This is a genomic window from Janthinobacterium sp. GW823-FHT01H08 (assembly GCF_058797855.1).
On record NZ_CM179504.1, the window covers coordinates 4,568,803 to 4,588,945 of the forward strand.

General features: G+C 65.0%; 20 protein-coding genes. 5 read left to right on the plus strand and 15 right to left on the minus strand.

Annotated elements, in window-relative coordinates:
- Window positions 1-30: 30 nt before the first annotated feature.
- The 3 genes from maiA to AC3RCG_RS20530 are packed head-to-tail and all read right to left on the minus strand — an operon-like array spanning window position 31 to window position 2,304.
- A complete protein-coding gene (gene maiA, locus AC3RCG_RS20520) occupies window positions 31-681 on the minus strand; it encodes a maleylacetoacetate isomerase (RefSeq protein ID WP_492403260.1) in 651 nt (216 codons plus the stop codon).
- Between the two features lie 14 nt (window positions 682-695).
- Window positions 696-1,718, minus strand: a complete 1,023-nt coding sequence (locus AC3RCG_RS20525; RefSeq protein ID WP_492403262.1) for a fumarylacetoacetate hydrolase family protein — start codon at window positions 1,716-1,718, stop codon at window positions 696-698.
- Window positions 1,719-1,770: 52 nt separating this feature from the next.
- Complete coding sequence (locus tag AC3RCG_RS20530) at window positions 1,771-2,304, minus strand: VOC family protein (protein ID WP_492403264.1); 534 nt, start codon at window positions 2,302-2,304, stop codon at window positions 1,771-1,773.
- 126 nt (window positions 2,305-2,430) lie between these two features.
- Between AC3RCG_RS20530 and AC3RCG_RS20535 the strand changes: the two genes are divergently transcribed.
- Both AC3RCG_RS20535 and AC3RCG_RS20540 read left to right on the plus strand, forming a co-directional pair.
- On the plus strand, window positions 2,431-3,399 hold the full coding sequence (locus AC3RCG_RS20535) for a LysR family transcriptional regulator (RefSeq protein ID WP_230505091.1): 969 nt from the start codon (window positions 2,431-2,433) through the stop codon (window positions 3,397-3,399).
- A gap of 29 nt (window positions 3,400-3,428) precedes the next feature.
- Window positions 3,429-4,070 carry a gamma-glutamylcyclotransferase gene (locus tag AC3RCG_RS20540; protein WP_492403266.1) on the plus strand — a complete coding sequence of 214 codons (642 nt, stop codon included), beginning with the start codon at window positions 3,429-3,431 and terminating at the stop codon, window positions 4,068-4,070.
- Between the two features lie 153 nt (window positions 4,071-4,223).
- On the opposite strand, the gene AC3RCG_RS20545 is transcribed toward AC3RCG_RS20540, so the two are convergent.
- The 12 genes from AC3RCG_RS20545 to AC3RCG_RS20600 form a co-directional block, all read right to left on the minus strand.
- Window positions 4,224-5,414 carry a PA0069 family radical SAM protein gene (locus tag AC3RCG_RS20545; protein ID WP_492403267.1) on the minus strand — a complete coding sequence of 397 codons (1,191 nt, stop codon included), beginning with the start codon at window positions 5,412-5,414 and terminating at the stop codon, window positions 4,224-4,226.
- A gap of 80 nt (window positions 5,415-5,494) precedes the next feature.
- Window positions 5,495-6,202, minus strand: coding sequence for a tRNA-uridine aminocarboxypropyltransferase (locus AC3RCG_RS20550; protein WP_492403269.1), 708 nt, complete (start codon window positions 6,200-6,202; stop codon window positions 5,495-5,497).
- Window positions 6,203-6,273: 71 nt separating this feature from the next.
- Entirely contained in the window at window positions 6,274-8,034 is a 1,761-nt protein-coding gene (locus AC3RCG_RS20555) for a methyl-accepting chemotaxis protein (protein WP_492403271.1), read from the minus strand.
- A 264-nt stretch (window positions 8,035-8,298) separates the two neighbouring features.
- Window positions 8,299-8,811: a lipocalin family protein gene (locus AC3RCG_RS20560; RefSeq protein WP_070224147.1), complete on the minus strand. Its 513-nt coding sequence runs from the start codon at window positions 8,809-8,811 to the stop codon at window positions 8,299-8,301.
- A 25-nt stretch (window positions 8,812-8,836) separates the two neighbouring features.
- Complete coding sequence (locus AC3RCG_RS20565; RefSeq protein WP_070288787.1) at window positions 8,837-9,637, minus strand: substrate-binding periplasmic protein; 801 nt, start codon at window positions 9,635-9,637, stop codon at window positions 8,837-8,839.
- A gap of 33 nt (window positions 9,638-9,670) precedes the next feature.
- Complete coding sequence (gene tssA, locus AC3RCG_RS20570; protein WP_492403274.1) at window positions 9,671-10,708, minus strand: type VI secretion system protein TssA; 1,038 nt, start codon at window positions 10,706-10,708, stop codon at window positions 9,671-9,673.
- Between the two features lie 34 nt (window positions 10,709-10,742).
- Window positions 10,743-13,385, minus strand: coding sequence for a type VI secretion system ATPase TssH (gene tssH / locus AC3RCG_RS20575; protein ID WP_492403276.1), 2,643 nt, complete (start codon window positions 13,383-13,385; stop codon window positions 10,743-10,745).
- Window positions 13,382-13,858 (minus strand): type VI secretion system baseplate subunit TssE, encoded by a 477-nt coding sequence (gene tssE, locus AC3RCG_RS20580; protein WP_070224151.1) that lies wholly within the window; start codon window positions 13,856-13,858, stop codon window positions 13,382-13,384. Before tssE ends, tssH begins: the two co-directional genes overlap by 4 nt.
- 65 nt (window positions 13,859-13,923) lie before the next feature.
- A complete protein-coding gene (locus tag AC3RCG_RS20585) occupies window positions 13,924-14,415 on the minus strand; it encodes an Hcp family type VI secretion system effector (protein ID WP_034750126.1) in 492 nt (163 codons plus the stop codon).
- A 31-nt stretch (window positions 14,416-14,446) separates the two neighbouring features.
- Window positions 14,447-15,937, minus strand: coding sequence for a type VI secretion system contractile sheath large subunit (gene tssC / locus AC3RCG_RS20590; protein WP_070224152.1), 1,491 nt, complete (start codon window positions 15,935-15,937; stop codon window positions 14,447-14,449).
- 1 nt (window position 15,938) lies between these two features.
- A complete protein-coding gene (gene tssB, locus AC3RCG_RS20595) occupies window positions 15,939-16,448 on the minus strand; it encodes a type VI secretion system contractile sheath small subunit (protein WP_070288790.1) in 510 nt (169 codons plus the stop codon).
- Window positions 16,449-16,485: 37 nt separating this feature from the next.
- Window positions 16,486-17,076 carry a hypothetical protein gene (locus tag AC3RCG_RS20600; protein ID WP_492403279.1) on the minus strand — a complete coding sequence of 197 codons (591 nt, stop codon included), beginning with the start codon at window positions 17,074-17,076 and terminating at the stop codon, window positions 16,486-16,488.
- A gap of 272 nt (window positions 17,077-17,348) precedes the next feature.
- Between AC3RCG_RS20600 and tssJ the strand changes: the two genes are divergently transcribed.
- Genes tssJ through icmH form a run of 3 tightly spaced genes read left to right on the plus strand, consistent with a single transcriptional unit; the run spans window position 17,349 to window position 20,135 of the window.
- A complete protein-coding gene (gene tssJ, locus AC3RCG_RS20605; RefSeq protein ID WP_070311264.1) occupies window positions 17,349-17,945 on the plus strand; it encodes a type VI secretion system lipoprotein TssJ in 597 nt (198 codons plus the stop codon).
- 37 nt (window positions 17,946-17,982) lie between these two features.
- Window positions 17,983-19,353: a type VI secretion system baseplate subunit TssK gene (tssK, locus tag AC3RCG_RS20610; RefSeq protein WP_492403282.1), complete on the plus strand. Its 1,371-nt coding sequence runs from the start codon at window positions 17,983-17,985 to the stop codon at window positions 19,351-19,353.
- Window positions 19,350-20,135, plus strand: a complete 786-nt coding sequence (gene icmH / locus AC3RCG_RS20615) for a type IVB secretion system protein IcmH/DotU (RefSeq protein ID WP_070224157.1) — start codon at window positions 19,350-19,352, stop codon at window positions 20,133-20,135. Before tssK ends, icmH begins: the two co-directional genes overlap by 4 nt.
- The last annotated feature ends 8 nt before the right edge of the window (window positions 20,136-20,143 follow it).

The window sequence follows — 20,143 nt, forward strand, 5'->3', positions numbered from 1 at the left end:
CGGGGTGTTCTGGCTCGCGCCTTATAAAAGCTATTCGGCGTCGGGCTGCTGCGACGGATGGGCGGCGGCAAAGGCCGGCAAGCCGGCGCAATGCGCATGGATGCGCGCCACGCGCGGATACGGCGCCAGGTCGATGGCGAAGCGCTGCGCATTGAACACTTGCGGCACCAGGCAGCAGTCGGCCATCGTCGGGCTGTCGCCATGACAGAACAGGCCAACTCCGGCCGGATCGCCCTGCGCCAGCAGCGCTTCCACGGCCGCCAGTCCCTCGGCCATCCAGTGGCGGTACCATTCCTGCTTGGCCTCGTCCGACAGCCCCAGGGTATTTTTCAGGTATTTCAGGACGCGCAGATTCGTCAACGGATGGGCGTCGCAGGCGATCGCCAGCGCCAGCGCGCGTACACGCGCCCGTCCCAGCGCGTCCGCCGGCAGCAGCGGCACGGCTGGCCGCGTCTCATCGAGGTATTCGAGCATGGCCAGCGACTGCGTCAGGATGGCGCCCTCGTCGTCGAGCGCCGGCACCAGGGCCGACGGGTTGACGGCGCGGTAGGCCGGCAGCAGCTGCTGGCCGCCGTCCTGCAGCAGGTGCACGGGGATGCTGTCGTAGGCGATACCCTTCAAATTCAAGGCAATGCGCACGCGGTAGGCGGCCGAACTGCGGAAATAGGTGTACAGCTTCATGGGGCGCCCTCCCCTCAGGCGCGGCCGGCGTACAGGGCCACGGTTTGCTCGATGCTGCCGAAGATGCTGGCGCCCGCCGCGTCGCGCATCTCGATGCGCACCGTGTCGCCGAACTTCAGGTAGGCCGTCTTCGGCGCGCCGTGTTCGATGGTTTCATACATGCGCACCTCGGCCAGGCAGCAGTAACCCACGCCGCCGTTTTCGATGCTGGAGCCGAACAGGTTGCCCTGCTTGTTCGACACGGTGCCCGAGCCGACGATGCTGCCGGCGCCCAGTTCGCGCGTCTTCGCCGCATGGGCGACGAGCTGCGCAAAATTGAAGGTCATGTCTTCGCCCGCATTCGGTTTGCCGAACGGTTTGTCGTTCAAGTCCACCAGCAGCGGCAGGTGCAGCTTGCTGTCCGCCCAGTCGGCACCCAGTTCATCGGGCGTGACGGCGACGGGCGAAAACGCGCTGGCCGCCTTCGACTGGAAGAAACCGAAGCCCTTGGCCAGTTCGCCCGGGATCAGGTTGCGCAAGGAGACATCGTTGACCAGCATCACCAGCCGGATCGCTTTCGCCGCGTCGGCCGCGCCGGCGCCCATGGCCACGTCGCCCGTGATCACCGCCACTTCCGCTTCCAGGTCGATGCCCCACTCTTCCGACAGGGCGAAGATGGGGTCGCGCGGGCCGATAAAGCTGTCGGAGCCGCCCTGGTACATCAGCGGGTCCGTGTAGAACGAGGCCGGCACTTCCGCGTTGCGCGCTTTGCGCACCAGTTCCACGTGGTTGATGTAGGCCGAACCGTCGGCCCACTGGTAGGCGCGCGGCAGCGGCGAGTGGCACAGATTGGCATCAAACGGCTGCGCGTCCGGCGCCTGGCCCGCGTTCAGGGCCGCGTAGGCGGTTTCGAGCTTGGGCGCCACAGCGTCCCAGTTGTCGAGCGCCGCCTGCAGGGTGGGAGCGATGGCGGCCACGCGCTGGTACTGGCGCAGGTCGCGGCTGACGAGGATCAGGGCGCCGTCGCGGCTGCCGTTTTTCAGGGTTGCGAGTTTCATGGAGTGTGTTCCTTGTTAGGCGTAGTGTTCAGATGGATGCCGTGTGCGGCGCTCAGGCGTCGGCCGGCGCGTGCATCCAGGCGGCGTGCTTCGGTGCGCGGCGCGTCTGCGACCATTCTTCCAGCATTTCCCATTTGACGGCGTCCAGTTTGGCCATCATCTCGGGCGTGCCCACGTTGGCCGCCAGTTCCAGGCGGTGGCCGTTGGGGTCGAAGAAATAGATCGACTGGAAGATGGCGTGATTGACGGGGCCCAGCACCTCGATGCCGCCGGCCACCAGGCGCTCCTTGGCGGCCAGCAGCTCCTCCATGCTGCTCACTTCCAGCGCCAGGTGCTGCACCCAGGCCGGGGTATTGCGGTCGCGGTCCATCGGCGGCTGCGTCGGCAGCTCAAAGAAGGCCAGCACATTGCCCTGGCCCGCGTCGAGGAAGACGTGCATGTACGGGTCCGGCGCCTTGGTCGACGGCACCAGGTCTTCGGCGATGGCGAGGACGAAATTCATGTTCAAATGCTTGACGTACCACTCGACGGTTTTCTTCGCGTCGATGCAGCGGTAGGCGACGTGGTGGATTTGCTTGATCTTCATGGTGTTTGTCTCCAATGGATGCGCGCGGGGCGCGATGGCTGGCCTGTTTTTCAGCTTTTCACCATTAGAATCGAGTTACAGCTATCATACAAACAATTTTTAACCATCAATTTATCGGATTATCTTATGAGTCCCAGCCTGCGACAGATGCGCGCCTTCGTGGCGCTGGCCAAGACCGGCAGCTTTACCCTGGCCGCCGAATATCTGCACGTGACGCAATCGGCCTTGAGCGGCTTGATCAAGGAACTGGAGAGCGTGCTGGGCGTGCGCGTGGTCGAGCGCAGCACGCGCAAGACGCAGCTGTCGGAAATCGGCCGCGAACTGTATCCGCTGTTTGAAAAGATGATCGAAGACCTCGACGGCGCCATGGCCGGCATCGCCCAGCGCAAGGCCCTGAAGACGGGCCTGGTGCGCATCGCCGCGCCGCAGATGATGGCGTGCACCCTGCTGCCGGAAGTGATCGCCGCCTACCGCCAGGCGCACCCGGACGTGCAGCTGCGCCTTGTCGACTGCCCCGTGGAAAACGTGTCGGCGCGCGTCTTCAGCGGCGAAGTCGATTTCGGCATCGGCCCCGAGCGCGATCCGACGGCGGAAATCGCCGCGCAAGTGCTGTTCGAGATGCCCTTCGTGCTGGTCTTCCCCGAGCAGCATCCGCTGCAGCAAAAAGAGCGCGTCACCTGGGCCGACGTGGGCGACTATCCGTTCATCTCGCTGCAGGGGCAATTTACGGAACGCCTGCTGCGCGACATGCACGGCGCGTTTCGCGAACTGTCGCTCAACCCCTACAATGAAGTGACCTTCATGACGACGGCGCTGGCCATGGTCAGCGCCAACCTCGGCATCACGGTCTGCCTGCCGTACGCGGAACCGATGGTCAAACTCTACAAATTGCACATGCGCACCCTGCACGAGCCGGAACTGACGCGGCGCTTTTTCGTCTACACGAAGACGGGGCGTTCGCTGTCGCCGGCCGCCGAAAGCTTCATGGCCTTCCTGTTCCGCTTTGTCGAGACGCACGAGTGGAACGTGGGAGCGGGCGGCGGCACGGCCCGCGAGGCGCTGTCGGCCGGCGGCCCGGCCGGCGCCCCTTTATAATGGCGCATCGCCCCTTATCCACTTGCACCATGACCCAGCCTGACCAGCACGCCCTGTCTGCCACCGACGCCGCTACCATCGCCGCCAACCGGCGCATGAACAAATTCGACGGCCATGAGCAGGTCTGGCTGTTCGGCTACGGCTCGCTGATCTACAAGGCGGACTTCCCCTATATCGAACGGCGCCCCGCCAGCATCGAAGGCTGGACGCGGCGCTTCTGGCAAGGTTCGCACGACCACCGGGGCACGCCCATGGCGCCGGGCCGGGTCGCCACCATCGTGCCGCAGGCGGGCGCCGTGTGCGACGGCATGGCGTATCTGATCACGCCCGAAGTCTTCGCCCACCTCGACCACCGCGAAAAAAACGGCTACCTGCGCCTGGCCACCGACATCACCTTCGACGATGGCAGCAAGGTCGAAGGCCTGGTGTACATCGCCAACGAGGAAAACGCCGCCTTCCTCGGCGCCGCATCGGAACTCGATATCGCGCGCCAGATCGCCCGATCAAACGGCCCCAGCGGTCCGAACAGCGAGTACCTGCTGCACCTGGCCAGCGCCCTGCGCGAACTGGGCAAGAGCGATCCGCATGTCTTTTCCATTGAGCAACATCTGGCGCAGATGCAAGCACAGGATAATGCCCACGATAGCGCCGCAACGCCCTCCGGCGCCTGAGGTAGCCTGAGTCTAGCCTCTGCCTCCGCGTTTCCGGACGGCGGCGCGCCACTTCTGGCAAGCGACGGCACTCCTCACAGCCGCAGACCAGCCTCGCCCGCATTGCTGCCCATGAGCGCAGCCCTGCGGCATCAGCGGTGACGCCGGTTTAACTTAAAACAAATCCAGCTGCCCCGCATTGCCTTTTTTTACTTTTGCACCCAGCGGCGGCACCACCAGCGGCCGGCGGAATTGCGTGCAATCGAGCTGCTTGAAGCGGCCGCCCTTGCCGTGCAGCCCCAGCCGGTGCACGGCCTTTTCAAAGCGCTGGCGGATGAGGTCAGCCCACACGCCCTCGCCGCGCATGCGCGCGCCGAACGCGCTGTCGTAATCCTTGCCGCCACGCATTTCGCGCACCCGGTTCATCACGCGCTGGGCACGCTCCGGAAAGTGCGCTTCCAGCCATTGCTGGAACAAGGGGCTCACTTCCCACGGCAGGCGCAGCACCACGTAATGGGCGTGGATGGCGCCCGCGTCGCGCACGGCTTCGAGCAGCTGCTCGATTTCCGGCTCCGTCACGAACGGGATGATGGGCGCGATGCTCACGCCCACGGGAATACCCGCCTCCGTCAGGCTGCGGATGGTGCGCAGGCGCCGCGCCGGGGCGGCCGCGCGCGGCTCCAGGGTGCGCGCGATGGCCGGGTCCAGCGTCGTGACAGTGACGGCCACGGCCGCCAGGCGCCTGGCCGCCATGGGCGCCAGTATGTCGATATCGCGCTCGATCAGCGATGACTTCGTGATCAGCGCCACGGGGTGGTCGCATTCGTGCAGCACTTCCAGCACGCGCCGCGTCAGCTGCCGTTCGCGTTCGCACGGCTGATACGCATCGGTATTGACGCCCAGGGCGATCGGTTCGGGCACATACGACGGCTTGGCCAGTTCGCGCCGCAACAGTTCGGGGGCGTTCACCTTGGCGTAGATGCGGCTTTCGAAATCCAGGCCCGGCGACAGGCCCAGATAGCTGTGCGTGGGGCGGGCAAAGCAATAAATACAGCCATGTTCACACCCCCGGTACGGGTTCAGCGACACGTTGAAGGGCAAATCGGGCGAAGCGTTGCGCGTGAGAATGGTGCGCGCCTGTTCGTCGCTGACCTGCGTCTTCCATCCCGGCGCCGCCTCTTCCCCAGGCGCCTCGTCCAGGCCGCCCACGCTCCAGCCGTCATCGAAACCGGCGCGCGCATGCGTCTCGTGGCGCCCCTGCAGGTTCGAGATGGCCCCGCGCCCCTTTTGCGCTTTCAGCGATTGCGGCGGCAACATGGCTTGCCCGGCGAAGCTGTCATCGTGCTCTGGAATGATTGCTTTCATGAACGGCCCCATCAACTGTATATACGTACAGTATACTATGCCGCTGTGCGGCCAAGATCAAGGGCTACCGTGCTGTCGTTTCAAGCTTTTTCGCCATGCGGCATGACATAACTCAACTGCTGCGCCACAAAGCCGTCAAATGCCGTGATCAAGGGAACGAAGCGGGAAGCGTCCTGCTCCAACTGCATCAGGGCATAGCACGTCGCTTCCAGGGTCGATAACTGGTCTGGCGCATGCGCCTTGCGGATCAGATAATGGGAAGCGGGTGTATCGCGCAGCGGCAGGCGCGGCAGCTGTTGCAACAGGGGATTCAGATACAGCATCTTGCGGCTCTTGCGCCAGGTGGCGTCCAGCACCACCAGCCGCAATTGGCTCGAAAATCGGGCAGGATCGAGCAAGATGGACGGGTCGAGCGCTGGCGGCGGCGCGATGCCCAGCGAACGGTCGCCTGGCGTATCCGGGTACAGCAGCACATTGTGCTTGTCGGCCAGCAGTTCAGCGAGAGCCTCAGGGGCAAACTGTTCGCCCGTCAGCAGGCGGCTGTTGGGCAGGCTCAGATGCAGCAAGCGGGCGCTGCCCTTGGCGTTGTGGACTTCCAGCGGATGCTGGAGGATCAGCACGTCCACGGCGTGGGCGACGGGGGCAGTCCAGCGACAAATGCAGCTGGACGCAGCGCGCAGGCAAACCGGGCAGCGTGCGCGTTTGGCGGGTTCAGCCTGGAAGGAGGATGCGGCGCCAGGGCTGGTGATCGCGCTGGAAATAGAGCGGGAGGTACGGCGGGTGGTCATGGCGGAGCGCGTTCGCGGCTGTCTTCAAGCCGCGATTGTAGCGCCCACGCCATGCCAAGGGAAAGCTGCGCTTAAAACTCTTCCCAGTCGTCGGCACCGGATGCCACCGTCGTCTTCGGCGCGCGTGCGCGCACAGCGTCCGCTTGCGCCGCCTTGCCCGGCGCAGGCGCGGCCGCGGCGGGTGCCGGCGCACGGTGCTTGGCTGGCTGCACGGCCGGTCGCGTGGCAGTTTTCCCTCCTTGTGCCGACGCCGTCACGGACGGGCCAGCACTGGCCGAAACATAGCGCTGTGTGGCATCGAGCTTGAACACGCCCACCACGTCGGCCAGCTTGGCTGCCTGTTCCTGCATGGATTCGGCCGCCGCCGCCGCTTCTTCCACGAGGGCCGCGTTTTGCTGCGTTACCTGATCCATCTGGCCGATGGCCCGGTTGACTTGTTCGATGCCGGTGCGCTGCTCATCGCTGGCGTCGGTGATCTGGTTCATGATCTGCGTCACGTGGCTGATGCTTTGCACGATCTCGTCCATGGTGCGGCCCGCCTTGTCCACCAGTTGCGAACCGGCCTCGACCTTTTGCACGGAATCGTCGATCAAGCCCTTGATTTCCTTGGCCGCCGCGCTGGAGCGCTGCGCCAGGTTGCGCACCTCGGAGGCCACGACGGCAAAACCACGGCCCTGCTCGCCGGCGCGGGCCGCTTCGACGGCCGCGTTCAGGGCCAGGATATTCGTCTGGAAGGCGATGGCGTCGATGACGCTGATGATGTCGACGATCTTGCGCGAGGAATCGTTGATCGAGCCCATGGTGCTGACCACTTCCGAGACCACCACGCCGCCCTTGCTGGCGATCTGCGAGGCGTCGATGGCCAGCTGGTTGGCGCTGCGCGCATTGTCGGCGTTGAGTTTCACGGTGGAGGTCAGCTCTTCCATGGACGATGCCGTCTCTTCCAGCGAACTGGCCTGCTCTTCCGTGCGCGACGACAGGTCCAGGTTGCCGGCCGCGATTTCGCTCGACGCCGTGCTGATCGATTCGGTGCCGGCGCGCACCTGACCCACGATACTGACCAGTTTATCGTTCATGTTTTTCAGCGCGTGCATCAATTGCCCCGTCTCATCGCGGCTTTCCACGACGATATGGCTGGTCAGGTCGCCGGCGGAAACGGCTTGCGCCACCTCGACTGCACGCGTGATGGGACGCGTGATCGAGCGCGTGATCCAGTAGGCGCAGGCAATGCCCAGCAAGATGGCCACCACGCCCAGCGAGATCAGCAGCAGACGGCCGTTTTCGTAGCGCGAACGGATTTGCGCAGCCGTTTCATCGAGCAATTTGGCTTCCAGCAGTTCCAGCTTCTTCAACGATGCCAGGTAGATGTCGCGCTTGGCGGCCATGTCGCCTTCGTACAGGCGCTTGCCCAGTTCCAGGTCGCCCGCATTCTTGGCCTTGAACACATTCTTGCGTACTTCCGTGTAAGCCTTGCGCGTGCTCAGCACCTCCTGGTACAGCGATTGCTCTTCGGCATTCAGCTCGCTTTTGCCGATAGCGTTCTGAATTTCCGTGGCGCGTGCCGACGAGACGGCCATTTCCTGTTCAAACTGCTTCTGGTGTTCGGGATCGCCGACTTTCCAGGCGGCCGCCGTGCGCGCCGCGTTCACCTCGATGACCTTGGTCCATTCACCAATCAGGCGCTCGTTGCGCACCTTGACGTTGACCAGCGCATCGGTTTCCTTGCTGGCGCTTTGCATCTGCACGATGCCCACCACAGTCAGGGTCGTCAACAGGAGCAGGACGGCGGCAAAACCGCCACCGAGACGTACGCCGATTTTGAGGTTTTTCATTGCGTGATTCCTATCTGAAAAAAACAATGCACAGACGCCACGAAACCGACCTGCTGCTACGTATCAATATAGCAGGCATCTGCCGTGCGGCAATCACGAGCGGCGACGCAATGGCAGGCGCGTCACCAGAATGGCAGCACGCCGCAGCGCACCACTTTGGAGCAGATTGTGAGTGAATCAGAGTGGTATTGCAAGAAATAACATGCAGAAAAGCAACAGCCAGAAGACGGTTTGCCGCCACGAACGGGCGGCAGGCAAGCAAGGTCAGTTTTGCTTCACATAGATCAATTTTGATGTATCGAAACCCAAGCCGCCGGCTTTCTCGATCAAACGCCGCTGCAAGGCAGGATCCATGGTGGGCGTGCGCGACAGCAACCAGAAGTAGGACTTGTCGGGGCCGCTGATCATGGAATAGCTGTAATCTTGCTGGTCCAAATCAAACACGATGTAGGAACCATAGAAGGGCCCGAAAAACGACACTTTCAGGTAGCCGACGTCTTTCTTGTCGACGAAATACGCCTTGCCTTCCGCTTCCTTCCACTTCGCGTCCGCATCCTGGTAGCCGCGGTTGAGCACTTTCAGGCCGCCATCCTGGCGCAGGCTGTAGTCGGCCGTCACGTGGCTCAGGCCCCGCTCGAACGAATGGTCGAGGCGCGCGATCTCATACCATTTGCCCAGATAACGGGTCGTGTCGAAATTGCTGACAGGTACAATATTCTCGGGCCGGCCTACGCAGCCGGCCAGCACGAGCACACATAGCAATAATATTCTTTTCATGTTTTTCTCCATCGGGTTGAATCAGTCAGGGCAGCAGCGCGCGGTCCAGGATGCGGCGGATTGCGCCATTGGCTTGCATGCGCACGATGGCGGCATTGAATTGTTCTATAAAGTCATCGCGATAAGGGTAGGCGGCGGGCCGGCGCTCCGTAAAACCCAGGTGGCCCTGCTGGCTGGCCAGCTGCGCGGTTTCCTGTATCGCCTGCATCGGCGTGCCCGGCGCACCCTCGCGCCGGATGCGCTGCAATTCCCATTGCGCCGACAGGCGGTCGCTGACATAGCAATCGATACGCCCGCGCATCAGCTTGAGCAGATTCGTACGCGTGCCCTTGGCCGTATCGAACACGATGCTGGCCGCTTGCAGGGCTGCCGTCTGTTGCGCATCGCCCAGCAAAAAACCCGCGTTCACGCCGATGTGCAGGCCGCCGTAATCGGCGGGCCATTGCCGCAGCGCGCGCTTCGCCAGCACGTCCTGGTTGCACAGCACCACCAGCTGCTCCATCAGCAACGGCACGGAATAGCGCACGTACGGCCGCTCGCTGCGCCACGAATACGGCGGATACAGGGCAAACGCCTCGCCAGTCTGCAGCATCAGCACGCCCCGTTTCCACGGCACGGGACGCAGTTGCACCGCATATTGCGGCATCGATTGCACGGCTTCGCGCACGATCTCCGTGTAGATGCCTTTCAGCTGGCCGTTGTCGACGTAGGAGTACGGCGGATAATCGTCGTCGCCATAGATCACCAGCGGCGTCGCCCCCTCCGCCCGCGCACTGGCAGCGAGGAACAGGCATAGCGCGGCAGGCAGGATGAACATTCTGGACATGCCGGAAGATTAGCATGGAAGCGCGCAAACCGATCATCCGTTCGCGCTGTTCGTGCCCAGCATTTCGTCGAGTTGCGCCAGGGTGCTTGAATCCTTCACGACGGCGCGCAGCCACAGGTGCAGCGGCAGCTCGCCCCAGCTGGCGGCCTTGTCGGCCAGGTAGGCGACGGGGCTGTGCGGCTCCGTGCGGCGGAAAAAATCGGCCACCTGGCGCAGCTGGGCCAGCGCCTGCTGGCGCTGCACGATGGCGCTCCCGCCTGCGCCTGCGTCAGCGCCCTGGCCAGCGGCCCTCGGCGCGCCGACAAAGTCCGCATCCGGTGACAGCGGCGCGATGAAATGAATGGCGTTTTCCAGCGCTTCGCGGGCGGCGCGAAAACTCGGACCGTCGACGCCGAAACGCGCGTCGACGCTGCGCTCGAACGCCAGCAGCGACTGCATGCAGTACTGGGCATCGGCCAGCAAGGCGTCGGAAAAGGCGCGCGAGTTCCTTTGCCGCGCCGCCTCCATCTGCGCCAGGGGCACGCCTTCGTCGTGGCGCGCATCGCCCCAGCCCTGCTCCGCCGCGCCCGGCACCAGGCTGGCGGCCGCACGCTGGCGCGCCGCATCGAAATCCTGCAGCGAAAACAGGCCGTCGGCGCCTTCCGTCAGCGGAATCTCGCGCAGCAGCTGCGGCGTGCGCGAGAGCAGCCAGAAGACATTGCCGATGCGCTGTTCCTGGTCACCCTCTTCCGCCGGCGGGTACAGGCCATCCCAGTAACGCTCGCACAGGCCGGCCAGCAGCGCGTAGCCGTCGCCCAGGCCGCGGAAATGGCGCGTCTTCGCGTGCGCCTCGGCCAGCCACACGGCCACGCGCAAATCCTTGCTGTGCGTGGCGATCAGCTGTTCGCAGCGCGTCGCCACGAAAGGCCAGTCGGCTTCCTTCAGCGCCGTCACCCACTCGCCCTGGTCCAGGCTCGGGTCGTCGTGCTGGCGCGCGCGCGCGATGGCGTCGAGCTCCTGGCTGAAGGTGATGTCTTCGCCGCAGGGACTGACGGCGCTGACGGGGTGCAGCAACTGCTCCAGATTGAACATGGTGCCCTCCGCAGGGTGACGTTACTTGCTGACGTTATTTGATGGTGTATTTGAACTGCCCCTGCTTATTTGCAGTGACGCGTATCGACGCGAGCGGCTCGCCTGCCGCCATGCGCGCCAGCACCGCTTCGGCGATCGCCGGCAGCAGGCTGCCGTTCAGAATTTGATCGACATTACGCGCGCCCGAATCGACCTCGGTGCAGCGCGCCAGCACGGCGTCGACCAGGCCAGCATCGTGACTGAACTGCGCCTGGTGGTTGCGCGCGATGCGTGCGCCTATCCTCGCCAGCTTCAGGGCGATGATTTCGGCCAGCACCGCGTCGTTCAGGGGATAAAACGGCAGCACTTTCAGGCGCCCCAGCAGGGCCGGCTTGAAGTGCGCCACCAGTTGCGGGCGCACCAGTTCTTCCAGCGCGGCCGGCGTGGGCAAGTCTTGCGCGACCCGGTTCAGGCAGGCGGCCATCATGGCGCCGGACCCCAGGTTCGACGTGGCGATGATGATGGTGTTGCGAAAATCGACTTCGCGCCCTTCCGCATCATCGAGCACGCCCTTGTCGAACACCTGGAAGAACAATTCGAGCACGTCGGGATGGGCCTTTTCCGCCTCGTCGAGCAGCACCACGCTGTAGGGCTGGCGCCGCACGGCTTCCGTCAGCACGCCGCCTTCGCCATAGCCGACATAGCCGGGCGGCGAGCCTTTCAGGCCGGCCACGCTGTGCGCTTCCTGGTACTCGCTCATGTTGATGGTAACGAGCTTGCGCTCGCCGCCGTACAGCAGATCGGCCAGCGCCAGCGCCGTTTCCGTCTTGCCCGTGCCCGACGGCCCCGTGAACAGGAACACGGCTTGCGGCTTGTTCGGGTCGTCCAGGCTGGCGCGCGCCGTGCGCACGCGCTGCGCCACCGCGTCGATGACGTGGTCCTGTCCCAGCACCCGTTCGCGCAGCGCGCCCTCCAGGGTCAGCACCGTGCGGATCTCGTCCTTGAGCATTTTCCCCAGCGGGATGCCGGTCCAGCCGGCGACGATGCCGGCCACCACCTGCGCATCGACTTCCAGCGGCGACAGCGGCGCTTCTCCCTGCAGGGCCGCCAGCTCTTCCTTCAGCGCCAGCAGGCGCGCCGCGCCGATCTCGCCCGGCCGCTCGCCGCGCAGCTGCGCGCGCAAGTCGCCGATCTGCGCCACCAGCGTTTTTTCGCGCTCCCAGCGCTGCGCCAGCGCCGCGATCTGCGCCTGTCCTTCGTCATGCTCGCGCCGCAGCTGCGCCAGGCGCGCGGCGCCGGCCTTGTCGGGCGCTTCGCCATCGGCCGCCTCGCGGCTCAGCGCGGCGATTTCCGCGCCGATGCGTTCCTGCCGCCGGTTCGCGTTTTCCAGCTGCGCCGGCGTGGCGCGCTGGCCCAGCGCCACCTTGGCGCACGCCGTATCGAGCACGCTGATGGCCTTGTCGGGCAGCTGACGCCCGCTGATGTAGCGGTGCGACAGGCGTACCGCCTCGACGATGGCGGCGTCGCGCACGCGGATGCCGAAATGGCGCTCCATCAGCGGCGCCATGGCGCGCAGCATGGCGCAGGCGATGTCTTCGCTCGGCTCTTCCACCTTCACCACCTGGAAGCGCCGCGCCAGCGCCGCATCCTTTTCAAAGTACTTTTTGTACTCGCTCCAGGTGGTGGCGGCGATGGTGCGCAGGGCGCCGCGCGCCAGCGCCGGTTTCAGCAGATTGGCCGCGTCGTTCTGTCCCGCCTGGCCGCCGGCGCCGATCATGGTATGCGCCTCGTCGATGAAGAGGATGATCGGATGCGGGCTTTTCGCCACCTCGTCGATGACATTTTTCAGCCGGCTTTCGAACTCGCCCTTCACGCTGGCGCCGGCCTGCAGCAAGCCCATGTCGAGCGCGTGGATGTGCGCGCCCTGCAGCACCTCGGGCACGTCGCCGGCGGCGATGCGCAAGGCCAGGCCTTCCACCACGGCCGTCTTGCCCACGCCCGCCTCGCCCGTGAGTATCGGATTGTTCTGGCGCCGGCGCAGCAGGATGTCGACGGCCTGGCGTATCTCGGCCTCGCGGCCGATCACGGGATCGAGCTTGCCGTCGCGCGCCAGCTGCGTCAGGTCGGTGGTGAACTGGTCCAGCGCCGGAGTTTTGCTGGCCAGGGCGGCAACAGGATCTTCGGACAGGTCGGCAAGCTGCGGCACTGCCGCGCTTTCCTCTTCATCAGAACCTGCCGTCAGCTTGTCCGGATGGTGTTTCAACTGCTCCACGCTGAAGCGGGCGAACAGCTTCGAGCCGCGGTACGCGAGCTGCGACAGTTCCGGCTCCGTCAGCAGCGCCAGCAACAGATGGCGGCTGCGGATAGGCCCTGGCCGCGTCGTGTCCAGCGAAGCGATCAGCCAGGCGTGTTCGAACAGCAGCGGCAAGTGGCGCGAAAACACGGGCGTGCGCGCGCTGCCCGTCCGGAAGCCGCCGATCTCGCGGCGCAAATCCGCCTCCAGCGCCGTCAGGCTGATTTCGCTGCGCCGCGCGATGGTGACGAAATCGCTGCGCTCCTGCTCCAGCAGCGCCAGGAACAGGTGCTCGACATCGACTTCGTACTGGCCCAGTCCCACGCAGATGGCGGCGGCGCGGGTGGCGGCCGTGCGCGCCGTGTCATTGAGTTTGGCGATCAGGGTTTTCAAATGATTGCTCATGCGGCGGCTCCCTTGCGGTTGATCGAATAGCGCAGCGACGACGGCTGCAGCACGGCGTCGAAATTGACCGCCTCGCCGCCGGCCATCACGGCCAGGGTGCCGCTGATGACGAAGCCGACGCGGTTGATGCTGCCCGCTTCGCGCTCCAGGCGGGCGCGCACATTGCGCAGGCGCGGTTCATGGCGTTCGATGGCCGCCTTCAGCGCGGCGCAGATGCGGGCGCGGTCATCGCTGCTGGACAGGCACATGCCGGCGAAATCGATGAGGCCATAGTTGACGATGGAGGCCGCGCATTCCGGATAGGCGTCGAGCGCGCCGGGCGGCAGGGCCACGCGCGTGTTGAGCAGTTCCTCCAGGTCGCGCGCCACCGCATCCTTCAATTGTTCCAGCGACAGGCGCACCGCCACGCCGCCCGCCGCACCGCCGCCGTCATCCATCAGGCGGTCAAACAGGCCAGGTACATAACTGTCCATGCGCTCTCCTGAAAAATCGGCGCGGCGCGCGGCGAAGGTGGCCGCCGCGCGCCGCGCACCATGGATCAAGCCACGCGGTTCGCGGCCAGGTCCCAGCCGCCCGAAGTATTGCCGCCGGCGCCGCCCGTCACTTTTTGCTGCGTGTATTTCCACTTCACTTTCGAGAATTTGAAGCCGACGTGTTCACCGAGGATGTCGCCTTCTTCCACATTCGGCGTCACGGCACCGATCAATACGTTCTCGATTTCGATTTCAAAATACTTGACGCGCTCCCCTTGCCCGTCGGCGCGCATGAATTCGAAGCGCGCCTTGGGGATGGTCTTGCCGGCCGAGCAGGTCTGCAACAGCACCGGCGAGGCCAGGTCGGCCAGCTTGGAGATGACGATGTCCTTGTGTTCGCAGCGTTCGGCCGTGTGGCCGCCGCCCGTCGAGGCGGTGGCGGACTTCGGCTGCTCGACGCTCCAGCTGACCGATTTGCATTCGATCCAGTCCTTGTGCTTGTCATCGGTGGACTCGCCTTTGATGCCGTCTATCTGCAGATATACATCGATTGCCATGGTGTGCTCCTCTGGTTGAAAGATGGGTAATTCAGGAATTGGTCGACTTCGGCAACTCCGCGACCAGTCGGAGCGAAACGGATAATTCATCGAGCTGGAAGTGCGGCCGCAGGAACGACACGGCGCGGTACACGCCGGGCCGGCCCGGTACTTCATGTACCTGCACGGACGCCTCGCGCAGCGGGAACTGCGCCTTCTGTTCCTGGCTGGCGTTATCGTCGAGCAGCACGTACTGCATCAGCCAGCGATTCAGAAAATCTTCCACGCTGGAGGCGGCGGCAAAGCTGCCGATCTTGTCGCGCATCATGGCCTTCATGTAGTGCGCGATGCGCGAGACGGCGAAGATGTACTGCAGCTGCGACGACAGCACCGCGTTGGCGTTGGCCGCGTCGCTGTTGTACTTGCGGCTTTTCTGCGCCGACTGCGCGCCGAAAAACGCCGCATACGCCGTGTTCTTGCAATGCACCAGCGAGATGAAGCCCAGGTCCGACAACTCCTTTTCGCGCCGGTCGGTGATCGCCACTTCGGCCGGGCATTTCAGGGCCACGTCTCCCTCGTCCGTCTTGAAGGTGTGGGTCGGCAGGTCGTCCACCAGGCCGCCGCCCTCCACGCCGCGGATGGCGGCGCACCAGCCGTAGTCGGCAAAGGCGCGCGTCAGCTTGCTGCCAAACGCATACGCGGCGTTACACCACAGGTATTTGTGATGGTCGCTGCCGTCGACTTCCTCGACAAAGTTAAAACCGTCGACCGTGGTGCCGTCGACGGGATTGAACGGCAGCCGGCCCAGGAAGCGGGGCAAGGTCAGGCCGACATAGCGCGCGTCCTCGGATTCGCGGAAGGCTTTCCATTTCGCGTACTCGACGGTATCGAACACCTTGGCCAGGTCGCGCGGCTTGCCCAGGTCACCGTAGCTTTCCAGGCCAAACAGTTCCGGCGCAGCCGAGGCGATGAAGGGCGCGTGCGCGGCGGCGGCGACGTGCGACATCTGCTCGACGAAATACATGTCTTCTGGCTGGCGCGAGATGGCGAAGTCGCCCAGCAGCGCGGCAAATGGCGCACCGCCGAAGGTGCCGAATTCCTCTTCATACACCTTCTTGAACATGCTGCTCTGGTCGAACTCCAGCGCGGCCTGGAAATCCTTCACCAGTTCGCGCTTGGTGGCGTTGAACATGCGGATCTGCAGGCGCGTGCCCGTGTCGGAATTGCCGACCAGGTAGCGCAGCCCCGTCCAGCTTTGTTCGAGCTGCTGGAACGGCGCCGCGTGCATGATTTCGCTGAGCTGGGCCGAAATCAGGCGGTCGATCTCCGCCACGCGCGCGTCCAAGGTGGCCGACAGGCTGCTCGACATCAGTACCGTGCCGTCGAGCACCTGCGCCACCAGTTCCGAGATCAGGTCACGCGCGCGCGCATGTTCGGCACCGGACTTGGCGACGCGGCTTTGCTCGACGATCTGGTCGAGCAAATCGGTCGCGGCCGGCGCGCCGGGCGTGGATACTGCTAGGGCCTCTGCCTGGGTACTCATCTCAATCCTCCTGCGCTTGGAACTGCGGTTTCAGGGTAGCCAGGCTGTCCGTGTTGTTCAGCACTTCCGTCAGCAAGTCTTCCAGCTTGTCGTTGCCGGCCAGCTTGTTGCGCAGGTCGGCCAGCTTGGTGCGCGCCTCGAGCAGCTTGCGCAAGGGATCGACCTGGCGCACCACCGATTCCGGGCGGAAGTCGTCCATCGAGCGGAAGTGCAGATCGACGGCGAACGTGCCGCCCGCCTCGCTGATACGGTTCGGCACGGCGAAACGGGCTACCGGCTCCACGCCGGCCAGCACTTCGTCGAAATTGGCGCTGTCGATGGAAACGAACTTGCGCTCCTTCAGGCGTTTTTTCTCGCTGTCAGGGTTGCCGCCAAAGTCGCCCAGCACGCCGACCACGAAGGGCAGCTCCTTGTTTTCAATCGCGTCGCCGATCTCGACGTCATAGGTCATTTGCACGCGCGGCGCGCGTACCTGCTTCAGGCGTTTTTGCACGCTGTCGGACTTGGACATGTCGCTTCCTTTGCAAGGGGATGGTGGGGATGCTCGCTTATTTCAGGCCGCTGAACGGGTCGGCCGTGCTGCCTTGCTGCGCCGCGCCCTTCGCCGCCGGCGTACCGGAACCGGCCGCGCGCTTGCCGGCCGCCGGCGGGCGCCTGGCCGGCGGCACCAGGACGTCTTCGCCTATGCTTGCGCGCAGCAGCTTGGCCAGGTCCTGCGCTTCCGAACGCAACGAACCATTCAGATTATTTTGCCGCGACAGATCGGCCAGCGCCTTGCCGGAAAGGCGCAAGCCGCTGACGGCGACGATGCTGTTGGCCACCTTGTCGTCCGGGTCGCGCTCCAGCGCTTCAAGCGCATGGCCGATGGCGTCGCCGTACTGGCCGCGGTCGAACTTCATCTGCGCCATTTGCAGCCACGGCGCCTTGTCGGCGGGATAGCTCGCGCCGCCGCGCTGAAGCAGGGTCATGGCACGCTCGTACTGGCCGGCGCGCGCCGCCGCATCGGCGTCGCTCATCACTTGCGCCAGGGTCGGCGCGGCAGGTTTTGGGGACGCCGACTGGTCCGGCGTGGCGCAGGCGGCCAGCAACAAGGCGCTGGCGAGGCAGACAATACGGAGCGATATCGTGGCTGGCTTCATCGGGGATACTCCTTCACGTGGAGGACGCTACCGCTGGGAAAGATGGGCGGCGTGAAGACTATTATTGATCGGCAATTTTTTACCAAATTGAGATTAATCAGCAAAGAAGAAGTTCCACGCTACAGCCGCGCAGGACGACATGAATCCTGATCTGGCGCAGTAATTGTCTTGATCGCAGACCGATCTTGCGCCAACGCAAGCAGGTCGCCCGTGCATGCGTTTAAATGACTGCAACACTTTTGTTTCCACACTACATCTTGCAAAGGTCGCCCATGCCACCTGACGCCCTACTCCGCCCGGCCCGCGCCACCGCGCTACCGTTGCTGGCATTGCTGCAAGCGTTGCTGCTGACCGGCTGCGCGGGCGGCGCCCTCGGCACCCTGGCCAACGCGGCGCTGCAAATGGCCGGCGTGGCCAAGCCGCCGCCGGAACTGCCCGACGCGCAGCAGCCGCCGCGCAACGTCAGCATCCGCCTGCACGCGGCGCAGCGCCTGAACACCGATGCCGACGGCCGGCCGCTGGCGCTGGTGGCGCGCATCTACAAGCTGCGCCAGAGCGCCGCCTTCGAGCAGGCGCCTTACGACAGCTTCCTCGACGCGCAGCGCGAAAAAGCGGCGCTGGGCGCCGACCTGATGGAAGTCAAAGAGGTGCTGCTGGTGCCGGGCCAGCGCTACGAAGTACAGGAAAAAGTCAGCAAAGAAGCGTATTTCATCGGCGTCGTGGCCCTGTTCCGCGCGCCTGCGACACAGCGCTGGCGCGCCACCTTTGCCGCCGCCGACGCGGAACGCAGCGGCATCACCGTCGGCCTGCATGCCTGCGCGCTCAGCATCAGCGGCACGTCCACGCTGTCGGCCCCGCGCTGCCAATAGCACCAACAGACACGCCACACATTCAAGGAGAAACGAGATGGGCATGGCAGCGAAAGTCTTGTGGGGAGAAGGCCTGTTCCTGCGGCCGCAGCATTTCCAGCGCCAGGACCAGTATCACGAAGCGCGCCTGCATCACACGGCCAGCGCGCTGCATCCCTACCTGTGGGGCGTGGCGCACATGGAGTGGGACCTGGCGGCGCTGAAGACGGGCACCCTGCGCCTGCAGGCGCTGTCGGCCATCTTCCGCGACGGCGAAGTGTTCGAGGCACTGGGCGACGGCGCGCCCGGCAGCGATATCCTGCCCCCGCCGGTGGACCTGGAAGCGCTGCCGCCGGCGGTGCAGGAAGTGACGTATTACGCGGCCCTGCCCATCCTCAACCGCGAAGGCGTGAATTACACGGCGCAGGCGCCAAATGCGGGTACGCCGGCGGCCACGCGCTTCGCGCACGCCATGCACGCCACGCCCGACCTGTTTACGGAGTCCGCCGTGGCCGACGTGGCCTATCTGAAAAAGACCGTGCGCCTGATTCCCGACAGCGAGGCGCGCGGCTCCTACGACTGCCTGCCTCTGATCGCCCTGCGGCGCACGGTATCGGGCGGCTTCGAACCCCTGCCCTCGTTCATGGCGCCCAGCCTGGCGATCGCCGGCGCGCCGCGCCTGCAAGGCGTGCTGGAACACCTGCTCGACGCCTTGCAGGCGAAAGTGAGCGCGCTGCACGGCCACCACCGCGAACCGAGCCGCAACGTGATCGAATTCCGCTCGGGCGACGTGTCCTCGTTCTGGCTGCTGCACACGGTCAGCACGGCCGCCGCCGCGCTGATGCACTATGTGCGCCACCCGGCCCTGCATCCGGAGCGCCTGTACGAGGCGCTGCTGGGCCTGGCGGGCGGCCTGCTCAGCTACTCCAAGCACTACACCCTGGCCAGCCTGCCCGCCTACGACCACGCGCAGCCGGGCGCCTGCTTCGATGCCATCGACGCGATCATCCGCGAACTGCTCGACACCGTCATCTCGTCGAAGTATTTTTCCATCGCCCTGCTGGAAGACAAGCCCTCTTACTACCTGGGCAAGCTCGATTCGGGCAAGATCGATCAGCACACCACCCTGTACCTGGCGATACGCGCCGCCATGCCCGCCATCGAGCTGGTGGACGTGGTGCCGCTGCGGGTGAAAGTAGGCGCGCCCGACGACGTGGAAAAATGCGTGCTCACGGCCATGCCCGGCCTGAAACTGTCGCATGCGCCGCAAGTGCCGGCGGCCATTCCCGTGCGGCCCGACACCTATTATTTTGCGATTGAAAACCGCGGCGCGCTGTACGAGCAGATGCTCAAGGCGCAGTCGATTTCCGTCTACGTGCCGGCCGGCATACGCGACCTGCAGCTGGAACTGATCGCGGTGACGGCATGAGCCAGCTCATCGAACGGCGCGCGGCGCCCTCCCTGCTGGGACCACGCGGTGCCGCCCCGGCAGGCAGCAGCCGGCATGCGGGCAGCGCCCTGCTGGACCTGATGCACGAAGGCTTTTACATGCTGTTCATGCTGAAGCACGGTTCGGCGCCCGGCGACGAGCAAAGCTTCATGGACCGCATCACGGCCTTCCTCGACGACTTCGAACGCGAAGCGAAGAAGATCCGCGCCGATGGCGACGATATCGAGGCGGCCAAGTATGCGTTCTGCGCGGCCGTCGATGAAATCATCCTCGCCTCGCCGTTCGCCCTGCGCAAGCAGTGGGAGCGGCGCCCGCTGCAGCTCCTGATCTTCGGCGACCAGCTGGCCGGCGAACACTTCTTCGACCGCCTCGACGCCTTGCGCGGCAAGGGCGCCATGCGCGTGCAGGCGCTGCAGGTGTTCCACATGTGTTTATTGCTGGGATTCCAGGGCAAGTATGCGATCGACGGCGGCGAAAAACTCAGCTATCTGACGGCGCGCCTGGGCGACGAGATCGCCCACATCAAGGGCAAGAGCCGCGGCTTCGCGCCGCGCGCGGAACGCCCCGACCAGGTGGTCAACAAACGCGGCAGCGACGTGCCGCTGTGGGCGCTGTCGAGCTTTTTCGCCCTGCTGGCCATCTGCGCCTACCTCGGTCTGAAAACGCATCTGACGCGCGGCACGCAAACGACCCTGGCCGCGTATGCGGACCTGGTCAAGCTGGCGCCGCGGCCCGCGCACCTGACCATTACTCTGCCCTGATCAGTGGG